The organism is Rheinheimera gaetbuli, from assembly GCF_054781935.1.
Genome location: NZ_BAAGTL010000001.1, coordinates 533,410 through 553,762 on the forward strand (window position 1 = coordinate 533,410; position 20,353 = coordinate 553,762).

The 20,353-nt window shown below is 48.4% G+C and carries 16 protein-coding genes and 1 tRNA gene; 10 read left to right on the plus strand and 7 right to left on the minus strand.

Annotation, left to right across the window (positions count from 1 at the left end; genetic code table 11):
- Positions 1-22: 22 nt before the first annotated feature.
- The 3 genes from putA (at position 23) to ACYVIC_RS02530 (ending at position 6,422) form a co-directional block, all read left to right on the plus strand.
- On the plus strand, positions 23-3,799 hold the full coding sequence (gene putA / locus ACYVIC_RS02520; protein ID WP_460856973.1) for a bifunctional proline dehydrogenase/L-glutamate gamma-semialdehyde dehydrogenase PutA: 3,777 nt from the start codon (positions 23-25) through the stop codon (positions 3,797-3,799).
- A 167-nt stretch (positions 3,800-3,966) separates the two neighbouring features.
- Positions 3,967-5,100: an HD-GYP domain-containing protein gene (locus tag ACYVIC_RS02525; protein WP_460856975.1), complete on the plus strand. Its 1,134-nt coding sequence runs from the start codon at positions 3,967-3,969 to the stop codon at positions 5,098-5,100.
- 107 nt (positions 5,101-5,207) lie between these two features.
- Positions 5,208-6,422, plus strand: a complete 1,215-nt coding sequence (locus tag ACYVIC_RS02530; RefSeq protein ID WP_460856977.1) for an HD-GYP domain-containing protein — start codon at positions 5,208-5,210, stop codon at positions 6,420-6,422.
- Between the two features lie 16 nt (positions 6,423-6,438).
- On the opposite strand, the gene ACYVIC_RS02535 is transcribed toward ACYVIC_RS02530, so the two are convergent.
- The gene (locus tag ACYVIC_RS02535) at positions 6,439-7,218 is read right to left on the minus strand and encodes a general secretion pathway protein GspB (RefSeq protein ID WP_460856979.1); all 780 of its coding nucleotides are present in this window, start codon (positions 7,216-7,218) and stop codon (positions 6,439-6,441) included.
- Positions 7,219-7,230: 12 nt separating this feature from the next.
- Positions 7,231-8,157 (minus strand): ExeA family protein, encoded by a 927-nt coding sequence (locus ACYVIC_RS02540; protein WP_460856980.1) that lies wholly within the window; start codon positions 8,155-8,157, stop codon positions 7,231-7,233.
- A 67-nt stretch (positions 8,158-8,224) separates the two neighbouring features.
- On the opposite strand from ACYVIC_RS02540, the gene ACYVIC_RS02545 reads away from it, so the two are divergent.
- The gene (locus ACYVIC_RS02545) at positions 8,225-9,487 is read left to right on the plus strand and encodes a multifunctional CCA addition/repair protein (RefSeq protein ID WP_460856982.1); all 1,263 of its coding nucleotides are present in this window, start codon (positions 8,225-8,227) and stop codon (positions 9,485-9,487) included.
- On the opposite strand, the gene ACYVIC_RS02550 is transcribed toward ACYVIC_RS02545, so the two are convergent.
- The 3 genes from ACYVIC_RS02550 to folB are packed head-to-tail and all read right to left on the minus strand — an operon-like array spanning position 9,484 to position 11,138.
- A complete protein-coding gene (locus ACYVIC_RS02550; protein ID WP_460856984.1) occupies positions 9,484-10,296 on the minus strand; it encodes an undecaprenyl-diphosphate phosphatase in 813 nt (270 codons plus the stop codon). The two genes, ACYVIC_RS02545 and ACYVIC_RS02550, sit on opposite strands and share 4 nt — an antisense overlap.
- Before the next feature lie 3 nt (positions 10,297-10,299).
- Positions 10,300-10,785, minus strand: a complete 486-nt coding sequence (gene folK, locus ACYVIC_RS02555; RefSeq protein ID WP_460856985.1) for a 2-amino-4-hydroxy-6-hydroxymethyldihydropteridine diphosphokinase — start codon at positions 10,783-10,785, stop codon at positions 10,300-10,302.
- On the minus strand, positions 10,785-11,138 hold the full coding sequence (gene folB, locus ACYVIC_RS02560; protein ID WP_460856988.1) for a dihydroneopterin aldolase: 354 nt from the start codon (positions 11,136-11,138) through the stop codon (positions 10,785-10,787). Before folB ends, folK begins: the two co-directional genes overlap by 1 nt.
- Positions 11,139-11,276: 138 nt before the next feature.
- Between folB and plsY the strand changes: the two genes are divergently transcribed.
- The gene (plsY, locus tag ACYVIC_RS02565; RefSeq protein ID WP_460856990.1) at positions 11,277-11,882 is read left to right on the plus strand and encodes a glycerol-3-phosphate 1-O-acyltransferase PlsY; all 606 of its coding nucleotides are present in this window, start codon (positions 11,277-11,279) and stop codon (positions 11,880-11,882) included.
- A 1-nt stretch (position 11,883) separates the two neighbouring features.
- On the opposite strand, the gene tsaD is transcribed toward plsY, so the two are convergent.
- Positions 11,884-12,897, minus strand: coding sequence for a tRNA (adenosine(37)-N6)-threonylcarbamoyltransferase complex transferase subunit TsaD (gene tsaD, locus ACYVIC_RS02570; RefSeq protein ID WP_460856992.1), 1,014 nt, complete (start codon positions 12,895-12,897; stop codon positions 11,884-11,886).
- Between the two features lie 181 nt (positions 12,898-13,078).
- Between tsaD and rpsU the strand changes: the two genes are divergently transcribed.
- From rpsU to ACYVIC_RS02595, 5 genes are all read left to right on the plus strand, one after another.
- Entirely contained in the window at positions 13,079-13,294 is a 216-nt protein-coding gene (gene rpsU, locus ACYVIC_RS02575) for a 30S ribosomal protein S21 (protein ID WP_335734930.1), read from the plus strand.
- 141 nt (positions 13,295-13,435) lie between these two features.
- Complete coding sequence (gene dnaG, locus ACYVIC_RS02580) at positions 13,436-15,190, plus strand: DNA primase (protein WP_460856995.1); 1,755 nt, start codon at positions 13,436-13,438, stop codon at positions 15,188-15,190.
- An 84-nt stretch (positions 15,191-15,274) separates the two neighbouring features.
- Positions 15,275-17,116, plus strand: coding sequence for an RNA polymerase sigma factor RpoD (rpoD, locus tag ACYVIC_RS02585; RefSeq protein ID WP_460856997.1), 1,842 nt, complete (start codon positions 15,275-15,277; stop codon positions 17,114-17,116).
- Positions 17,117-17,310: 194 nt separating this feature from the next.
- Positions 17,311-17,387 (plus strand) — tRNA-Ile (locus tag ACYVIC_RS02590).
- Positions 17,388-17,764: 377 nt separating this feature from the next.
- Entirely contained in the window at positions 17,765-19,351 is a 1,587-nt protein-coding gene (locus tag ACYVIC_RS02595; RefSeq protein ID WP_460856999.1) for an amidohydrolase family protein, read from the plus strand.
- Between the two features lie 84 nt (positions 19,352-19,435).
- Here the strand turns inward: ACYVIC_RS02595 and ACYVIC_RS02600 are convergent, their stop codons facing one another.
- Positions 19,436-20,269, minus strand: coding sequence for a helix-turn-helix domain-containing protein (locus ACYVIC_RS02600; RefSeq protein ID WP_460857001.1), 834 nt, complete (start codon positions 20,267-20,269; stop codon positions 19,436-19,438).
- Between the last annotated feature and the right edge of the window lie 84 nt (positions 20,270-20,353).

The following is a 20,353-nucleotide window of genomic DNA, read 5'->3' on the forward strand; positions in this document are numbered from 1 at the left end:
TCTTGTCAGGAAGCTTACTGTCATGCTGTATAACGGTTCCCTGGTTGCCACTCAACCGCTGCGTCAAACTATTCGTGATTTCTATCGTGCCGATGAAGATAAGGTATTAGATTACCTGCTGCCACTGGCCGACATCGGCGTTAATGCCCGCAGCCGGGCCTGGGAGCGCGCACGTCAGTTGGTACTGACCATTCGCCAGGCACAGGTCGGTAAAGGTGGCGTTGATGCCCTGTTAAATGAGTTTTCACTGTCAACTGAAGAAGGCCTGGTACTGATGTGTCTGGCAGAGGCGTTGCTGCGCGTGCCGGATAAAACCACCGCAGACCGTTTGATCCGCGATAAGCTGTCACAAGGCGACTGGAGCTCACACTTGGGTAACAGCAGCTCCGTGTTTGTTAATGCGTCGGCCTGGGGCTTACTGTTAACCGGTAAGCTGGTTAACTACTCTGATGAGCAACAAAAGCAACAATTTGGCTTATTAAAGCGCACTTGCGGTCGCTTGGGCGAGCCGGTGATCCGCCAGGCGGTGCGCTACGCTATGCAAATCATGGGCGCCCAGTTTGTCATGGGCACCACTATCGGTGCTGCATTACAACGTGCTACTGAGATGGAAAGCAAAGGCTTCCGTTATTCTTACGATATGCTGGGCGAAGGCGCCCGCACTATGGCCGACGCTGAACGGTACTTTGATAGTTATCTGCGCGCTATTGATACCATCGGTAAGGCCGCCAAAGGTAGGGGGCCGTTTAACAGCCCGGGTATTTCGGTAAAGTTATCGGCTATTCACCCTCGCTATGAATTCAGCCACCGTGATCGCGTTATGGCAGAACTGGTGCCAAAAGTGAAGCAACTGGCACTGGCGGCTAAAGCGTATGATATTGGTTTTACCATCGATGCAGAGGAAGCCGACCGTCTGGATATCTCGCTGGACATTATCGAGAGCGTCTTCAGCGATCCGGCACTGGACGGCTGGCAAGGTTTTGGTTTAGCCGTACAAGCCTACCAAAAGCGCGGTAGCCACGTTATTGACTGGTTGCGTGATTTAACGCTAAAAGTTGGCCGTAAAATGATGGTGCGCCTGGTAAAAGGCGCATACTGGGACAGCGAAATTAAGCTAAGCCAACTGGAAGGCTTCAGCGACTTTCCGGTATTTAGCCGCAAACCGTCCACCGATGTGTCTTACCAGGCCTGCGCAAAAAAATTACTCAGCTACCGCGATAGCATCTACCCGCAATTTGCCACCCACAATGCCTACACTGTCGCCACCATTATGGAAATGACCCGCGACTACACCGGTTTTGAATTCCAGCGCCTGCATGGCATGGGCGACGCGCTGTATGATGAAATTGTCATTAAAGATAAAATTCCTTGCCGTATCTATGCACCGGTAGGCGAACACTCGGATTTATTAGCTTATCTGGTTCGACGCTTGCTGGAAAACGGGGCAAACAGCTCGTTCGTCAACAATATTGTTGATGAGACTATCCCGGTAGAATCGCTGCTGAGCGATCCGGTAGAAACTGTTCGCGGCTGGACAAAAAAACGTAACCAGCAAATTCCGTTACCGGCCAATTTGTATGGCGCTGAGCGGAAAAACTCTAGCGGTCTCGATCTTACCGATATAGACCAGATAGAGCAGGTAAAATCGGCCATGCAACAGTGGTTTGACAGTGTGCGGCAATTACCGGTGCAGGCTGATGCAGTCGCCGTTACTAACCCGGCTAATCTGGATGAAGTGATTGGTTATCTGCAGTACGCCGATAAAAATGCCATGTTGCAATTGCTGACCCACGCCGAAGCCGCTTTTTCCAGCTGGTCTGCTACTGATGTCGCAGAACGCGCGGCCCTGTTGCGCCGTGTTGCTGACGCGCTGGAATCACACCGGGATGAGCTGTTAGCACTGTGCGTAAAAGAAGCCGGTAAAACACTGGGCGATAGTGTGGCAGAAGTCCGAGAGGCTGTTGACTTCTGTCGTTACTACGCCGCCCGCGCTGAAGAGCTATGTGCCCAGCCACAGCAGGCTCGTGGCGTATTCCTGTGTATCAGCCCATGGAACTTCCCACTGGCAATTTTCTTAGGTCAGGTGGCCGCAGCCATAGTCGTTGGCAATACCGTGGTCGCAAAACCGGCCGAACAAACCAGTTTAATCGCCGTCCGTACCTTAGACATCATGCGCCAATGTGGTATGCCAGAGCACGTAGTGCAACTGGTTATCGCACCAGGGCGCCAGGTGGGCGAGCATATCGTGCCAGACAGCCGCATTCAGGGCGTGATGTTTACCGGCTCTACCGAAACCGGCTGTTGGATCGCCCGCAAGCTGGCCGAACGTGGTGGTGAGCCAGTGCCGCTTATTGCTGAAACCGGCGGTCAAAACTGCATGATTGTCGATTCAACCGCCCTGCCGGAGCAGGTGGTAGATGACGTGATCTCCTCTGGGTTTCAAAGCGCTGGCCAGCGTTGTTCAGCGCTTAGGGTATTGTTTTTACAAGACGACGTTGCCGACAAAATAATCACCATGTTAAAAGGGGCTATGGCAGAGCTGCATGTTGGCGATCCGCAATGGCTTAGCACGGATTTGGGACCGGTGATCGATGCCAAAGCACTGGAGCGGCTAACCAGCCATGTGCAGTATCTGGCAGACAAGGCCACGCTGCACTACGAGTGCACTATACCTGACGGTGACCGGCATTATTTCTTCGCACCACGTTTGTACGAAATCAGCGATCTAACCGTGCTGGAGCGCGAGGTATTTGGCCCTGTAGTACATATTATCCGTTTTAAAGCCGAACAGCTGGACCAGGTTATTAACCAGATTAATGCCACCGGTTATGGCCTGACTATGGGTGTACACAGCCGGATAGAGCAGTTTACTGACCGGGTAGCACGCGAGATTAAAGCCGGCAATATCTACGTTAACCGTAACATGATTGGTGCCGTAGTTGGCGTACAGCCTTTTGGCGGTCGCGGCTTATCTGGCACCGGCCCTAAAGCCGGTGGGCCGTTGTATTTAACCCGTTTGGTAAAGGACAATCATGATGTTAGCTGTGCCGCTTTGCCAGCAGAAAAACGCCAGCGCCTGCTTAGCGAAACCACCAGCAGTGCTGTCGCCTACGCTATGCCTGCTGCGGCGACAGCGCAGCAACAATGGGCAGCCATGACTACTAACCAGCGTACTTCGGTATTGCGGCAGTTTTTAGCCTCGCTGGCGGCTAACAGCGTAGTAACAAAACTAGAGCCTGATCTGGAACAAGTACTAACGCAGGCTCAGCAAAAGCTGGCCAGGGCAGAGCGCGAGCTGCAAAAACCGATCACGCTGCCAGGACCAACCGGCGAGAGCAACATGCTCATGCTGGACCCACGTGGTATTGTCGCGTTGGTGCGCGATGAAACCAGCTCGTTCAGCTACTGGCTGGTCGCCATTATCACTGCGTTGGCTGCAGGCAATGCCGTTATTACTGCAGTAGAAGAGGCCGATTTGGCCGAAGCTGAAGCCTGCATTAAGGCTCTGCAACACGCAGGAATGCCAGCGCACCTATTAGCAGTGATTAAACTGGATTGTCTGACCACGTTATTAGCCCATACTGAATTGGCTGCGGCCATTGTTGAAGTAAGCAGTGCGGTTAAACCTTTATGTGCAGAGCTGCTGGCCGCGCGCGAAGGTGCGATCCTGCCACTGATAACCTCTCCTGCCGGACAGCGCCTGTTACAACGGCTAATAACCGAGAAGACCATTACTATTAATACCACTGCCGCCGGTGGCAATGCGTCGTTAATGACAATGGCCGACACCCCCGCTTAAGGCAACACCTGCGCCACAACAGCTAAAGCCCACTTCGGTGGGCTTTATATTTAGCCGGCTGCACTATCATCGCCACTTTATGACAAATTGTCTCATTGTTAATATATAGTTAAGCTTGAGCTGCTATACTATGTCCCTGTTTTTAGCAGGAACTGGCTTAGTACACGATGTCGTATCAAGAAGTAAAAATCACCGATTTGCAACCAGGCAGTTACGTAGTACAGGTGCTGAGGCAAAATGGCGACGTCATAGTTAAGCATGCCGGCTGGGTGCGCTCAGCACAGGCAGTGGCACAGCTACGCCAAAAAGGCGTGCTGGTGGTGTTAATAGACCCTGACAAACAACTACATAGCCCGGCACCTGCTGAAATTACCAGTAACAAAAGCGCCGAAACGGCCTCAGAAGTGGTGGCTAAATCGCTCTTTAGCGATGAGCAACCCAAAGCTGAGCGCATATTGCTGCAAACACATAAAGCACAGCGCCAGATATTGGACGCCGTGCGAAGCAACAACAGCATTGATCTGACATTGGTGTACGAAGTGAGTGCCGGGTTGGCCGAGTCTATCAGCCGTAATCAGGATGTGTTGTTATGTTTAAGCCGCATAGCCGAGCAAAGCGACACCCTGCTGCAGCACAGCATCAATTGCGCAATATATATGGCCGCTTTTGCCCGCCACCTTAATTTGCCGCCGCATAAAATACAGTCATTGATAACCGCAGCCTTGCTACACGATATTGGTAAAGCAATACTCCCGGATTCCTTGCAGGCAGCAGACCATAGCGCCATATCTGCCAGCCTGACTGCGCTGAGTAAAACTACTAATCTGGCTGGTGATGTTTCGCTGTGGATCAGCCAGCACTGCGCCCATCTGGATGGCACCGGCGTTCCCAAAATCAGTGCTCATCAGATTGACAAAGGTAGCCGTATGCTGGCTATCGTAAATCATTATGAAAAACTAACGTCTCATCAGCCCAATAAACTGGGGCCTCTGGCCGCATCACGGGGTTTGCTTGATCGCACGCCACATCAGCTGGATAGCGAACTATCTCAGCTCTTTATTAAATGTATCGGCATTTATCCGCCCGGGTCGGTGGTTAAACTTGCCAGCGGTAAACTGGCACTGGTGCTGGAAAATAACCCGAAAAAACCGACTCAACCCAAGGTCAAAGTGTTTTATCACAGCATTCATCAGCACCATATCCCGACAAAACTCATTGATTTATCACGCCAGCAGGAAGAGCAGGTTGACAGCTGTATCGAGCTGAAAAAATATGGCCTGGATGTACGTAACTACTTTTGACGCTATTGCCGGCCGGCATTTCTGTTAACATTTCGCCCTCAACCACTTGTCTGGCGCCCTTATCAGCAGTAGTATGACCTTATATTAGCTTTTTCTATGATAAATCTATGCTAACTACTGTGACAATAGATCAGTTGGTCTGCGGTATGTATGTGGTCGGTGTCGGTTCGCAAACGCGAGGCCGGTTGATAAAGGTTGAAGGGTTGATCAAACAACCCGGACAAATCGAGCTGTTAAAACAAAAAGGCGTGCTAACACTGCATATTGATCCTTCACGGCAACTCATTGCTGAACCTCCTGAAACAGACGACAGCAGTTTTAATATGGCGGCAACAATACCGCCGGAAACACGTGCCGAGCGGATAAAACGGCTGCCGCTGGCAAAGGAAATTAAACAAGCACAAAACCTCTACCGTGAAGCCCGGCAATTACAACAACGCGCTTTTAATGATATTACCAAAGGTAATCCAATTAATGTTGCCGACTTTCAGCGCTGTGCCGATGGCATTATTGATTCATTATTTCGCAATCAGGATGCCCTGTTGTGCATTAGCCGCATGCGCGATAAAGACGCTTATTTGCTGGAACATTCGGTTAATGTCGCCATTTTGATGACAGTATTTGCCCGGCATTTAAAGTTTGACGACCATACAATAGAGCAACTGGCGACGGGCGCTTTATTACATGACATTGGCAAGATACAGGTACCCAATGCCATTTTAAACAAACCAGGTCGTCTTACCGACGACGAGTTTATTTCGATGCGTAAACACGTCGAGTTCAGCCGGGATATCCTGCTGCAAACCGAGGGTATTTCAACCGTCAGTATTGATGTCGCTGCTAATCATCATGAGCGACTGGATGGCAGAGGCTATCCGCAAGGCCTCAGCGGCGGACAAATTTCGCAACATGCCAGAATGATCGCTATAGTCGATACCTACGATGCCATTACAGCAACCCGGGTTTACAAAGATGGTCAAAGTGGTATTAAAGCGTTAAAAATCCTACGTAAAGACAGCCCGAGTCATTTCGATGCCGATCTCGTTACGCAATTTATCGCTGCAGTTGGGATGTATCCTCCCGGCACGCTGGTAAAACTGGAAAGCCAGAAACTAGCGTTGGTGTTGGAGAATAATCCGGCAAAGCTGGCTAACCCGATAGTAAAGGTGTTTTATAATGCCCGCCAGCGGCACTATCTTAAACCTGTGCGGTTGGATCTGGCAGCAGAAAACTGCCGGGATAAAATTGAAACAGCCGTCGACCCTGCCGAGTACAATATTGATATACAACGCTTTTTTAAAGAATTTGTGTTAGAGCATTAATGGCACAATCGCAGTGTTAACTGGCTGGCCATTCACTTAGCGCTGACATACTAAATAACTGCGTACCCAACTGCAGCAACACATACTGCTGGGTAATTTCACGAATGCGGATATCTGCAGTAACCCACTGGCCCTCTTGTAAGGTTTTACCATTAACCTTAACCCAACGCTGCGCAGCACTGGTTGCATAAACATGGGCATCAAAACGCAATGGCGGAATTTGCCGCAGTATTGTGGCATCTAAGGTGCTGATATCCTGTGCCGGTGCATTGTGGCTTCGAACAGCTGAGTTGTTGCTGGCATGTGCAGTGGCTTTTAAGGCCTGAGAAAACTTATCCCGCAGCTCTTCCGATACCGCCATTTCAGCAGCCGGCTCAGACGTCTGAACGACTATCTCAGCAGATTGTGCCGCACTATTTAGCGTTGCGCTACTGCCAGGTACGGTCACCGTTGTCATAGGTTTAGCCGGCTCCAACCTTTCCGGCTGGTTAACCGGCGCAGCTAACGATGGTGTCGCCGGCGTTGGCTCAGGCTGCTGTGGTTGCTGCTGTGGTTGCTGCTGTGGTTGCTGCAGTACCGCCAGAATATCTGCAGGTTTCGCAGGCTCCGCAGTCACGGCCGTTAACGGTGACAGCTGTACTGGCGCTGGTTGCAACCAATAAGCTAGCAAGGCGCCGCTTAGCAGTGCCACTAAAAGTGCCAGAACTAACGCCAGCTTGCGCCAAAAAGCTGCAGAGTCAGGGCCAGCTGGCTGTGGCGAGCTTTGTTGTTTTAACGCATCCATCAGAATAGACATAGTATTTTGCTATTATCCTTGTGCCAGTAACGGCAAAATAACCATCGCCAGCGCGAAGCCCAGCACTATAGCGCAAAGGCCAATAACAGGCCAGAACCAGCGTGGCAGCACGGTTTTTACAGCGTGATCGGACAGTGGCAGAATTTCAGCCGCAGCTTGTGAGACCAGCTTATCATTTACCAGCGCCTGCTGCTTACTGTAAGCGCCCAACAAGGCTCTATCGGCCATTAAATTGACCAAGCGCGGTATGCCGCCACTTAACTGAAACAGCCGCTTTACTGCCCCATCGCTAAACACCGGCCGGCTGCAGCCCGCTACTTGCAAACGAAATTTCAGATACTGCCGCACTTCGTCCAGCGTCAGCGGCAGCAAGTGATAACGCGCGGTAATGCGCTGAGCCAACTGGCGTAAATCATTGCGCTTTAGCAGCTGCTGCAACTCAGGCTGGCCAATTAATATCACCTGCAACAACTTATGCGTATTGGTTTCCAAATTGGTCAGCAACCGCAGTTGTTCTAACACGGCCGGCTGTAAATGCTGCGCCTCATCAATAATAAGCAAGGTGTGCTTGTCGGCGGCATGATTTTTCAATAAACGGGCTTTTATTTTATCGCCCAGTAACTTTAAGCTGGCATCGGTTTTTTTGTAACGAATTTTCAGCTCATCACAAATTGCCGCCAATAGCTCCAGTTCAGACAATGTCGGGTTTAAAATAAAGGCTACCTCTGCACGCTCATCCAGCTCTTGCAACAGGCAGCGCGATACGGTGGTTTTGCCGGTGCCAACCTCGCCGGTAAGTAACACAAAGCCCCCGGCTTCGCCCAGACCAAAACGTAAATGCGCCAGAGCTTCTGCATGACGTGGGCTTAAATACATAAAATCCGGGTTAGGGGCAATGGAGAACGGCGCACTGGTTAAGCCGAAAAATCCGTTATACATACTGCTCCCTGCTGGTTAAGGCGCCGCCATGTGTTGCGGCCGTGCATTTTGAAAGACGGCAGGTATAATGGCAAAAAAACAGCAAACAGGAAAGCCGGTGCAACGATATCTGGTAGGTGGTGCAGTACGTGACAGTCTTTTAGGCTATCCATTTCATGAGCGTGATTGGGTGGTAGTCGGCGCGACCCCACAGCAAATGCTGGATTTAGGTTATCAGCAGGTCGGTAAAGACTTTCCGGTATTTTTACATCCGCAGACCAAAGAAGAACATGCACTGGCCCGTACCGAACGCAAAAGCGGCAAAGGCTACACCGGCTTTAACGTCTATGCCGCACCGGATGTAACACTTGAACAGGATTTACTGCGCCGCGATTTAACGATAAATGCTATTGCCCAAGCCGATGACGGCAGTTTAGTTGACCCCTTTGGCGGTGCAGCCGATATCGAAAATAAAATTTTGCGCCATGTCTCAGACGCCTTCGCCGAAGACCCATTACGGGTGCTGCGGGTAGCACGTTTTTACGCCCGTTATGCCCATTTAGGCTTTAGTGTAGCGGCAGAAACCATGACATTGATGCGCACACTCAGTGACAGTGGCGAATTACACAGCTTGAGTGCCGAGCGGGTGTGGCAGGAAACCGCCAAAGCCTTAAACGAGCAAACACCACAGGCTTACTTTAATTTATTGCACGACACCGGCGCATTAGCGGCGTTAATGCCCGAACTGGATGCACTCTGGGGGGTACCACAACCGGCGCAGTGGCACCCTGAAATTGATACCGGCGTGCATACCATGCTGGTACTGCAACAAGCAGCGTTATTATCAACCCGGCTGGATATCCGTTTTGCTGCACTGGTGCATGACTTAGGTAAAGGTGCAACAAAAGCTGAGCTGTGGCCAGCCCACCATGGCCATGAACACACAGGCCTGCCACTGATTAACCAACTGTGCGACAGGCTACGCGTGCCTAATGACTGTCGCGAGCTGGCGTTGCTGGTGTGTGAATATCATCAGATAATTCACCGTGCCCGCGAACTAAAAAGCGCCACCGTGCTAAAGCTGTTTAATGCCATAGATGTATGGCGCAAGCCCGAGCGACTTAACGATATTTTACTAAGCTGCACCGCCGATTTACGCGGCCGTACCGGCTTTGAACAGGCAGAGTATCCGCAAGCGGCTTACCTGCAGTCACTGGCAAACGCGGCGCGGCAGGTAAACGCTAAAGATTTAGTGGCACAGGGCCTGAGCGGTGAGGCGATAAAACATGGGTTACAGCGCTGCCGCCTGGCGGCCATAAAGACCGAAAAGCAGCAGTGGCATAATGCTTAGCCGGCAAACCAGCCAAGGAAAATAATTAGGCCGACACCTAATGCCAAACGGTAAATGACAAAAGGCAGCATCCCCATCCGACTAATAATTTTCAGGAAAAAATGAATACAAATTAAGGCACTGACAAAAGCCAGCAAGGTACCCAGTAAAATGCCTGCCACATCATATTGCTGCGGTTCAGCCAGCAGCTTGCTGGCCTGGTAGCCACCACTAAGCAAAATAATAGGAATAGACAGCAAAAAGGAAAAACGTGCCGCACTGACTTTATCCAACCCTATTAACATGGCCGCAGTCATGGTAATACCTGAACGCGAGGTGCCTGGGATAATTGCCAACGCCTGAGCAACACCGATAAATAAAGCTTGTTTCCAGCTTAGCTTATCCATAGCTTGCTGCTGTTTTGCCGTTGCATCAGCCCACCACAGCGCCAGGCCAAAGACTATAGTGGTGCAGGCAATAACCCAGGGCGAACGCAACAGCGTATCAACCAAATCGGCTTTTGCTGCAATAAAACCCGCTAAACCGGCTGGAATAGTCGCCAGGATCACCCACCATGCCAGTTTACTGTCAGTACTGTGTTTGCCGCCCAGGCTTTGAAACCAGCCCACAGTCAACTGGCCAATATCGCGGCGAAAGTACAACATAACCGCCAGTAAGGTGCCAACATGTAAGGCAACATCAAAGGCAATACCCTGGTCTTGCCAGCCAAACACGGCTGAAGGCAAAATTAAGTGTGCTGAGGATGAAATAGGTAAAAATTCGGTCAGGCCCTGAATAATAGCCAGGATGATTACTTCCACTGTACTCACTACTTACTCCCAATCAAATGGCACAGGCCATAGTTTTTGTTGTTTATCATATTGCTGCCATAATGCAGCGTAGGTTTTACCCGCCACCGGATGTACTGCAGCCGGGGCCAGTTCAGCTAGCGGCCAAAGCACAAACGCATTTTCGCCAATCTCAGCCCGCGGCAGTTCAATTGGCTGTTGGCACACTGTGTCATCATAAGTTAGTAAATCTAAATCCAGCGTACGACCGCTAAAGCGCGCACTGCTGCGATCCCGGCCGTAAGCATCTTCAATTTGCTTAAATACACTGACACAGTTAGCAATGCTTAACGTAGTATCGGCAGCGGCCACCAGATTGTAAAAAGCATCACCACAAAAGCCTACCGCCTCGCTTTCATAAACCGACGATAGCTGCAACTGGCCGAAGTGTTGCTTTAGCATGCTAACAGCAGCCTGAATATGATAACTGCGGTTAATATTGCTACCAATACTGATATAAATGCGTGCCATCAGTTGCTCCTGCGCACTATGCTGACACCCACTGTTTGTGCTTGTGACAAAGCATCGGGTTTATACACGGTAACGCTAACTTGCGTGGTAGAAAAATCGCTTAGCAACAGTTTTGCAACATTTTCGGCTACCGTTTCAATTAGCTCAAGCGGCTGGGCAGTAATTAACTGCGTTACTCTCTGCGCTATTACGGCATAATCCAGAGTCTGGCCAATATTATCCTCGGCTGCAGCCTGGCGAATATCAGTTTTTAGCTCAATATCTAACAACAACCGCTGTTGAATATTTTTTTCCCAGTCATACACGCCAATCACAGTGTCAACTTGTAGCTGCTTTATAAAAATGGTGTCCATTCAGTTAATTCCGCTTTGCGATATAGCCGGTTTCAGGTAGGCTGGTCGGATAGGCAAAACCGCGAAAACCCTATATTCTGCTGGCTTTACAATACGCGGCAATCTTAACGTAAAAACCGGTGCTGAGGAACCGCCTAAATGACCCTGCTGATTGGAATTATGATGCTAGCCGCGTATCTGTGCGGTTCCATATCGTCGGCGGTGCTGGTCAGCAAGCTGTTCCGGCTACCCGATCCACGTTTGCATGGCTCAGGCAACCCGGGTGCCACTAATGTCTTGCGTTTAGGCGGCAAACTGCCAGCTGTATTGGTATTGGTGTTTGATATATTAAAAGGCACTATTCCGGTTTGGGGTTCTTATTTTTTACAAATCGAGCCGCTTTATTTGGGTCTGATTGCTATTTTTGCCTGCCTGGGCCACATCTTTCCGGTTTTTTTTGGTTTTAAAGGCGGTAAAGCCGTCGCCACCGCCTTCGGTGCTATGATGCCGATAGGCCTGGATCTGGCAGGGTTGCTGATCCTCAGTTGGATTTTTCTTGTTGCGCTCACTGGCTACTCTTCGCTGGCCGCCATTGTTACCGTCAGCCTGGCACCATTATTTACCTGGTTTATCAAACCACTTTATACCATTCCGGTACTAATGCTAAGCATTCTGATTATCCTGCGCCACCGCGAGAATATTGTCCGGCTATGGCGACGTAAGGAAAGTAAAGTGTGGGATAAATCCAAGCGGATTAGGGAGTAGTTTAAACTGCCGGCAAGTCCTGCATCGGCCAGCGTGGTGTTACCCCAATCGTTAAATCCTGTTGCTGGCCAGCGGCTAAACGATAATAGCCCGCCAGTGCTATCATGGCACCGTTGTCAGTACAAAACTCTTTGCGCGGATAAAACACTGCACCACCCCGCCGTTTAAGTAAGGCCGCCAGTTGCTGTTGCAATGACGTGTTGGCACTTACGCCGCCGGCAATCACCAGGCGTTTATAGCCGGTCTGCTCTAAGGCTCGCTCGCATTTAATCACCAGCGTATCGACCACCGCTTGCTGAAATGATGCGGCAATATCGGCTTGCACCTGCGAAGAACTGCCTTCTTTGGCAATCACATTGGCTGCCGAGGTTTTTAAGCCGCTAAAGCTAAAATCCAGCCCGGGCCTGTCAGTCATCGGTCGTGGAAATTTGTATTTTTTATTGTCGCCCTGCAACGCCAGCTTGGCTAGCAAAGGGCCTCCAGGGTAATCCAACCCCATTAGCTTGGCGGTTTTATCAAAAGCTTCGCCAGCGGCATCATCAATAGACTCGCCCAGTAACTCATAGCGACCAATGCCTTCAACCGCAACCAACTGGGTATGGCCACCAGACACCAGCAGCGCTAAAAAAGGAAATGGCGGCGGCGTTTCTTCCAGCATCGGCGCTAATAAATGCCCTTCCATATGATGTACTGCCAGCGCAGGCTTGCCCCAGGCCATAGCTAACGAGCGGCCAATAGCAGCACCTACCAGCAATGCCCCCGCCAAACCAGGGCCGGCAGTATAAGCCACGCCATCAATGCTGGCCGCATCGCAGTTAGCTTCGCGTAGCGCTTGCTTAATCAACGGTATGGTTTTACGAATATGATCGCGCGATGCCAGCTCAGGTACTACACCACCATAATCGGCATGCAACGGAATCTGGCTGTACAGTACATGGCTTAATAAACCCTGCTCGCCATCATAAATGGCAATTCCGGTTTCATCACAGGAAGTTTCTATGCCTAAAACTCGCATCTTTGTCTCAACTTGGCTAGAATAGCGCGCTATTGTAGCGGCTTAGCTAACGCAGAGCCAGAGGATCGGATTTAGATCGCAGAATCGCTTTACATCGGGTTGGCTTTTTGCGTAAAATGCCGCACCATTTTTAATCGTATTGGTTCACAGATAACCAATTTGGCCCTGAGGTGAGAATTTAATGCCTGTTGTTAAAGTAAAAGAAAACGAACCGTTTGACGTTGCATTACGTCGTTTCAAGCGCTCTTGCGAAAAAGCTGGTGTATTAGCTGACGTTCGCGCTAAAGAATTCTACGAGAAGCCAACCTGGATCCGTAAGCGTAAAAAGGCTGCTGCTGTTAAGCGCCACGCGAAGAAAATGTCTCGCGAAAACGCTCGTCGCATCAAGCTGTACTAATAACGTATCAGCTGAGCGATATTTCTGCGCTGCGTTACACTTCTGTGCGCAGGCAGGTTAAAAAGCTCACTTTGTTGACATCTGCATACCGTGCTCACAAGGCACGGTTTGTCTTTTTCTGAATAACGCCGAAGGAAAAAGGTGGCAGGACAAATACCCAGACAGTTTATCGACGAGTTGTTGGCCCGAACCGATATCGTTGAACTGATAGATCAGCGCGTACCGCTTAAAAAAGCCGGTAGAAACTACACTGCTTGCTGCCCTTTTCACAACGAAAAATCGCCTTCCTTTACTGTTAGTCAGGATAAACAATTTTACCACTGCTTTGGTTGCGGTGCTCATGGTAACGCCATCAGCTTTATGATGGAATTTGAGCAATTAGAATTTGTTGAGGCTATTGAAGAGCTGGCGCAACAGCTTCACCTGGAAGTGCCGCGCGAACAAGGCGTAGGCAAAAGCCGGCCAACCGCACAAGCCGACGACTACAATCTGATGCATCAAGCCGCTAGCTATTATCAACAACAATTACAGCAACACCCCGACAGCCAACGGGTACGTGAGTACATTAGTAAGCGCGGTTTAAGCGAGAAAACTGTTGCCGATTTTGCCCTGGGCTATGCGCCAGAGAGCTGGGATGGCTTATTAAAGCATCTTAGCCCTGCCAACAATCGTCAACTGCGCGATCAACTTACCGAGCTGCGGCTAATTAACCGCAATGATAATGGCCGCGAGTATGACTTTTTTCGCGACCGCTTAATGTTCCCTATCCGCGATAAGCGCGGCCGGGTTATTGCATTTGGTGGCAGAGTGCTGGGCGATGGCACACCAAAGTACTTAAATTCACCGGAAAGCCGCTTGTTTCATAAAGGCCGCGAGTTATACGGCTTATACGAAGTACGCCAACAACCCGGCCATGTAGAACAAATACTGGTGGTTGAGGGTTATATGGATGTGGTCGCGCTGGCCGAGCATGATATTCGCTTTGCGGTGGCATGCCTGGGCACCGCTACCACGTCAGACCATATGCATACGCTGTTTCGATACACGCCGCGTGTGGTGTGCTGTTATGACGGTGACCGTGCCGGCCGCGATGCTGCCTGGCGTGCCTTGCAAAGCGCCCTGCCACAGCTTAAAGACGGTGTAGAACTTAACTTTGTGTTTTTGCCTGACGGCGAAGACCCGGATTCATTGGTACAAAAAGAGGGTAAAGCGGTGTTTTTGCAACGCGTTGCCAACGCCATGCCACTGAATCAGTACTTTTTTGAACATTTGGTGCAAGAGTTTGACCCGACAACCGATGCCGGAAAGTCTGCCTTATCGGTTAAAGCGGCGGAATTGATTAAACAAATTCCCAGCGAATTTTATCGTGATAGTTTAAGCGACAAACTGGCTAACCTGCTGGGAAAACCGCGCGAGCGCACTAAAGCTGCACTAAACCGCTCTGGCAACCGGGTAAAACCGGCCGCCATGAAAATTACACCGATGCGCCGGGCTATTGGTTTATTGCTACAGTACCCCAATTTAGCCAGAGTAATGCCAGATGCACCCGAGCTTGCCGAAGCAAACATTCCCGGTATAGGGCTGTTGCTATCGCTACAGCAACGCTTATTGCAGCAAGCGGATTTAACCACGGCACAGTTAATTGAGCAGTGGCGCGGTTTACCCGAGCACAATATTTTAATGACGCTGGCAGCCTGGGATCACCAGATTGAACCAGAACAATTATCACAAGAATTTGTTGATACTTTTCATTCAATTGAGGATCAATATCTGCAGCAACGGCTGGAAGCCCTGGAACGAAAAGACAAACTGCAGCAACTAAGCAAGGCCGAATGGCACGAGTATAAATTGTTGCTGCAGGCGCTGAAAAGCAAAAAACCAAAGCTTGCGACCTAATGCGGCTGGCTAGAAAAGCCGCGCTTTGTTATAATCACTAGTTCGCAATTTTACATTAATCAAATTGGTGGAAGATAAGTCTCTATGGAGCAAAATCCTCAGTCGCAGTTAAAACTCCTGATCATCAAGGGTAAAGAGCAAGGCTACCTTACCTTTGCGGAGGTGAACGATCACCTGCCACAAGACATTATCGATTCTGATCAGATAGAAGACATTATCCGCATGATCAACGACATGGGCATTCAGGTGTTTGAAACAGCACCCGATGCCGATGATCTGATCATGACAGACGCCACCACCGATGAAGACGCGGTTGAAGAAGCCGCTCAGGCTTTGGTCAGCGTCGACAAAGAGCTGGGTCGTACTACCGATCCGGTGCGGATGTACATGCGTGAAATGGGTACCGTTGAACTACTAACCCGCGAGGGCGAAATTGACATCGCCAAGCGCATAGAAGACGGTATCAACACGGTACAAAGCTCGGTTGCCGAATACCCTGAAGCCATTACTTACCTGTTGGAACAGTGGGATAAGTACGAAGCCGAAGAAATCCGCTTAAGCGATATCGTTACGGCCTTTATCGACCCGAACGATATTGATGAAGCGCCAATTGCTGGCAGTCATATCGGTTCTGACGTACCAGAAGATCAACTTGATGACGATGACGACAGCGATGACGATGACGATGACGCCGACTCAGACGATGGCGACACTGGCCCGGATCCTGAAGTAGCACGAGAAAAATTCGGTGAGCTGCGTACCCAGTACGAGGTTACCCGCAACTCTATCGTAAAAAATGGCCGTGAACACGCCACTACTAAAGTTGAGATCGAAAAGCTAAGCGAAGTATTTCGCTGTTTCCGCCTGGTACCTAAACAATTCGATCGCCTGGTCAAAAACATGCGCGAAATGATGGACCGGGTACGCGTGCAAGAACGCATCGTGATGAAACACTGCGTTGAATACGCCAAGATGCCGAAGAAAAACTTCGTCAAAGCCTTTACCGGATTTGAAACTTCTACTGCCTGGTTAGATGCTGAAATAGCCGGCAATAAGCCTTACTCAGCTAAACTGGACGAACACAAAGAAGAACTGGTTCGTAGCATCGAGAAGCTGAAAAAAGTAGAAGAAGAAACCGGCTTAAGTATCTTTAAAATTAAAGATATCAACCGGCGCATGTCAATCGGTGAAGCCAAGGCTCGCCGGGCGAAAAAAGAAATGGTTGAAGCCAACTTACGTTTAGTTATTTCTATTGCGAAGAAATACACCAACCGTGGCCTGCAATTCCTCGATTTAATTCAGGAAGGCAATATTGGTTTGATGAAAGCGGTAGATAAGTTTGAATACCGTCGTGGTTATAAGTTTTCAACTTACGCCACCTGGTGGATCCGTCAGGCCATCACCCGCTCTATTGCGGATCAGGCGCGCACCATCCGTATTCCGGTGCATATGATTGAAACGATCAACAAGTTAAATCGTATTTCACGCCAGATGTTACAAGAAATGGGCCGCGAGCCATCACCGGAAGAATTATCAGAGCGCATGCAAATGCCGGAAGATAAAATTCGCAAGGTGCTGAAAATTGCCAAAGAGCCTATTTCGATGGAAACCCCGATTGGCGATGATGAAGACTCGCACTTAGGCGACTTTATCGAAGACAGCAGTGGTGAATCACCGCTGGATTCGGCCACTATGGAAAGCCTGAAAAACGCCACTAACGAAGTACTGGCTGGCTTAACCGCCCGCGAAGCCAAAGTACTGCGGATGCGCTTTGGTATTGATATGAACACCGACCACACATTGGAAGAAGTGGGTAAGCAGTTTGACGTAACACGTGAGCGTATTCGTCAGATTGAAGCTAAAGCGCTGCGTAAACTGCGCCACCCCTCACGTTCAGAAGTATTAAAAAGCTTCTTAGACGAATAAGCTGCGACGTTAGCAACTCAGCAAATAAAGGCGCCAAACGGCGCCTTTATTCTATCAGTCTAAAAAACCAGCAGTTAATCGCCTCAACCGGCACAAGCCGGATGACAAAGCAGAGAAAACTTCTTATACTGCCTGCCGTTTCCTATAGGTATATCAATAGGACACACCTGAAAACCGTATCATAAGCTTCACATGGCCCCATAGCTCAGTTGGTTAGAGCGCTCGACTCATAATCGATCGGTCGCTGGTTCGAGTCCAGCTGGGGCCACCATTTCAAGCTTTGCTTTCATGCTATCCCTCAGTGGACTATTCCCTCTCGCAGCTAAAGCTGCTGTAGGTTCTGCTCGTATAAAGCTATGCTTTATTACTGCGCTCGTTTCTCTCAACTGCTGCGGCTGGGAAAAATCTTCGCTGACAGTTGTTAAGGTATTACGACTGAATTTACTACCATGCAAAAATTGCCTATTTAACGGATGTATTACCCTTTTTATAGTGGCATGTGCAACAGTGTCGTTTTTCTTCAATACAAATAGATTTGGTGATACCAGAATTAAACTTATAGGCTTGGTCGAGTCAATAGCACCGAAAACTGAGGTTTTGCCGCGGCAAGGTAAAACAATACGTTCATTTGCAAAGAGAATAACGATAATGAAATTGCTTCGAATTATGTCATTTGCTCTATCTGTTTCGCTACTTGGCTGCGGTAGCTTACACACTAACTATGATGTTAGCGCTGGTTTACTGGTTGAAAAAGCCACTATTATTTCGGCAGATAGCGATGGCCGAGTGGCGCCCTATGTAGGTTACGTGCTGATTGACAAAGACATTATTGTATACAGTGGAAAACATGAGCCCAGAGTATCTGGCAGTGTCAGGAAAATAAATGCGCAAGGCAAATACATTATACCCGGCTTAATTGACAGCCATGTTCATTTAGCCAATGTTGCGGGTATGTCCTGGCAGAATAAACGAGACAATCCGCAATTAGTTAAGAGTTACTTTAGTCAACTGCCGAAGAGCTTCCTTTATTTTGGCTATACCACGTTGATCGATGTAAACAACTACGCGCCAGCTATAGTGACTAAAATTAAGAATATGCCCGTTGGGCCAGATATTTATACGCTGGGTAAACAGCTTCAGGTCATGAATGATTTTATGATGGAAATGGAAGAGCTTCCACTGGACGAGCGACTAGAGTATCCGTTTATATTTGATAAATATAATAAAAATGTCCACATTCCAGACTCTGTGAACCTTAGTTTGCACTCACCAAAAGCAATAATCAGCCAAATTGTTAATCAGCAGGAAGCTATTGGGGCAAAAATTGTTTATGAAGACGAGTCATCTGGCTTTCCGCCATTTTGGGCATTACCAAGTTTAGAAATAATGAAAGACATTATCTTAGAAACAAAACGTGCCGGTATCCCTTTAGTTATGCACGCCACATCTTATGACGCACAAAAATTTGGAGTTGAAGCAGGGATACAGATACTGGCGCATCCTATGTGGAATTGGTATCGCGATCCTAAGCAGTTTTTAGACCTTGAGTTTAATAACGCACATCGAGATCTATTAACAAAAATAGCTACTAATAAAATTGGCAGTCAATTAACGTTCAGAACGATTTATGGAGAAGTTGATTTATTTGCAGAGAGCTTTCTTAGCAATCCATCACTCAAAGACGTTTATCCAGAAGATTATCTAGCCTGGCTTGGTACAGAGGAAGCCAATTGGGGCAAAAAGAAAATACTGAACCGGGCAAATATTGTTAAAGCGATAAATCCTAAGCTTTACAACCATATCAGGCCCAAATTTGAAACGGATGAAGCAATGTTCAGTGGCATTCAGAGCGTACTGGTCGCCAGAATGAAGACAGTTGCAAATTTTCTTGCAGATAATGATGCAATGTTACTGTTCGGCACAGATGGTGTCGCCATGAACATGGTAACCAATCCTCCTGGTTTTAATGGTTATCTGGAAATGCAGCACTGGTCAGATGCGGGCATTTCAGCTGAAAAAATCTTTCTAGCTGCTACGTACAACAACGCCAAGGCATTCAATCTTGATAACAGATACGGCACTATCGCGCAGGGGAAAGTGGCTAATTTAGTACTACTAGATAGCGATCCTTTGCAAGACATATCCGCCTATGACCGAATAAACACAGTGATTGTACGTGGCGAAAGCCACGCCAGAACAACCCTTTCTGCTATGGCGCACAGCATAGAGAAATGATTAAGGTTTGCTCAGGCGAAAAAACGAGCATGACGTAAATAACTGGTGTGAATTAAATGTATTATAAAACCAACGAAATGGCGGCTAATCACCATATCCATAGACATCAATTGTCAAACCACCCTGTTCTCTGTAATTTTTAGGCGTTAGATGAATATATTTTTTTAAATAACGAATTAAGTGTGGCTGATCACTAAATCCAAACTGGCAAGCGAGATCGGCCCAATCAACATCACCCGGATTACATTGGTAAAGATACTCTAAAATCATCTCAAGCTTCTGTATTGATTGACATTGCTTAAGAGTAAAACCTGTTACTTTAAGGAAGCTACGCTCTAAAGTACGTTGTGAATATGAAACTAGCGAGCTCAAATCATTAATTGCGGTGTTTGGTAGCAAAGGCATTATTTTCCTTACCAATTCACTTTGTTTGTCTTCATAGCAATCAAGTAGTAAATCGCTAAAGATTTCGTCAAACAATTTAACCGAGCTATCAGCACCATTTTTTGCGACTGCAATTATCGCAGCTTCGCTTAATCGACATGATTTAATTAAAGCATCATAGTTAAATGCCCGAACTGAATTTATTAAATCTCGTGAGAAATTTATACTATTCAAAGAGTAAAGTGATCCAACCCTAAACTTAACACCGAAACACTTAAAGCATGTCGAGTGATCAAGTTCCGCTATTTCAGAGTGAGGGTAAATAAAATGTGTACCCTGCCCTTGATATTCACCAGAGCTAAATGTGTATTTATAGTAATGATCTGTTGGATAAATAACGAGATGTCCTGATGGGTCAGGATTCAATTTAGGATAGTCGAAACCCTCGCCAGCACTTTGCTTTTCAAAGTACCAATATGATTCAATATATTTCGAAACTTTCGCCGAGTCTGGCGATGCTATCCAACGTATCATAAAGGTTCTCTGGCAATTTTTTGTCAGTTCAAGCGTGACATACTACTCTTTATAGAGTTACGTAAAAATAGGCACGTTGGAGGT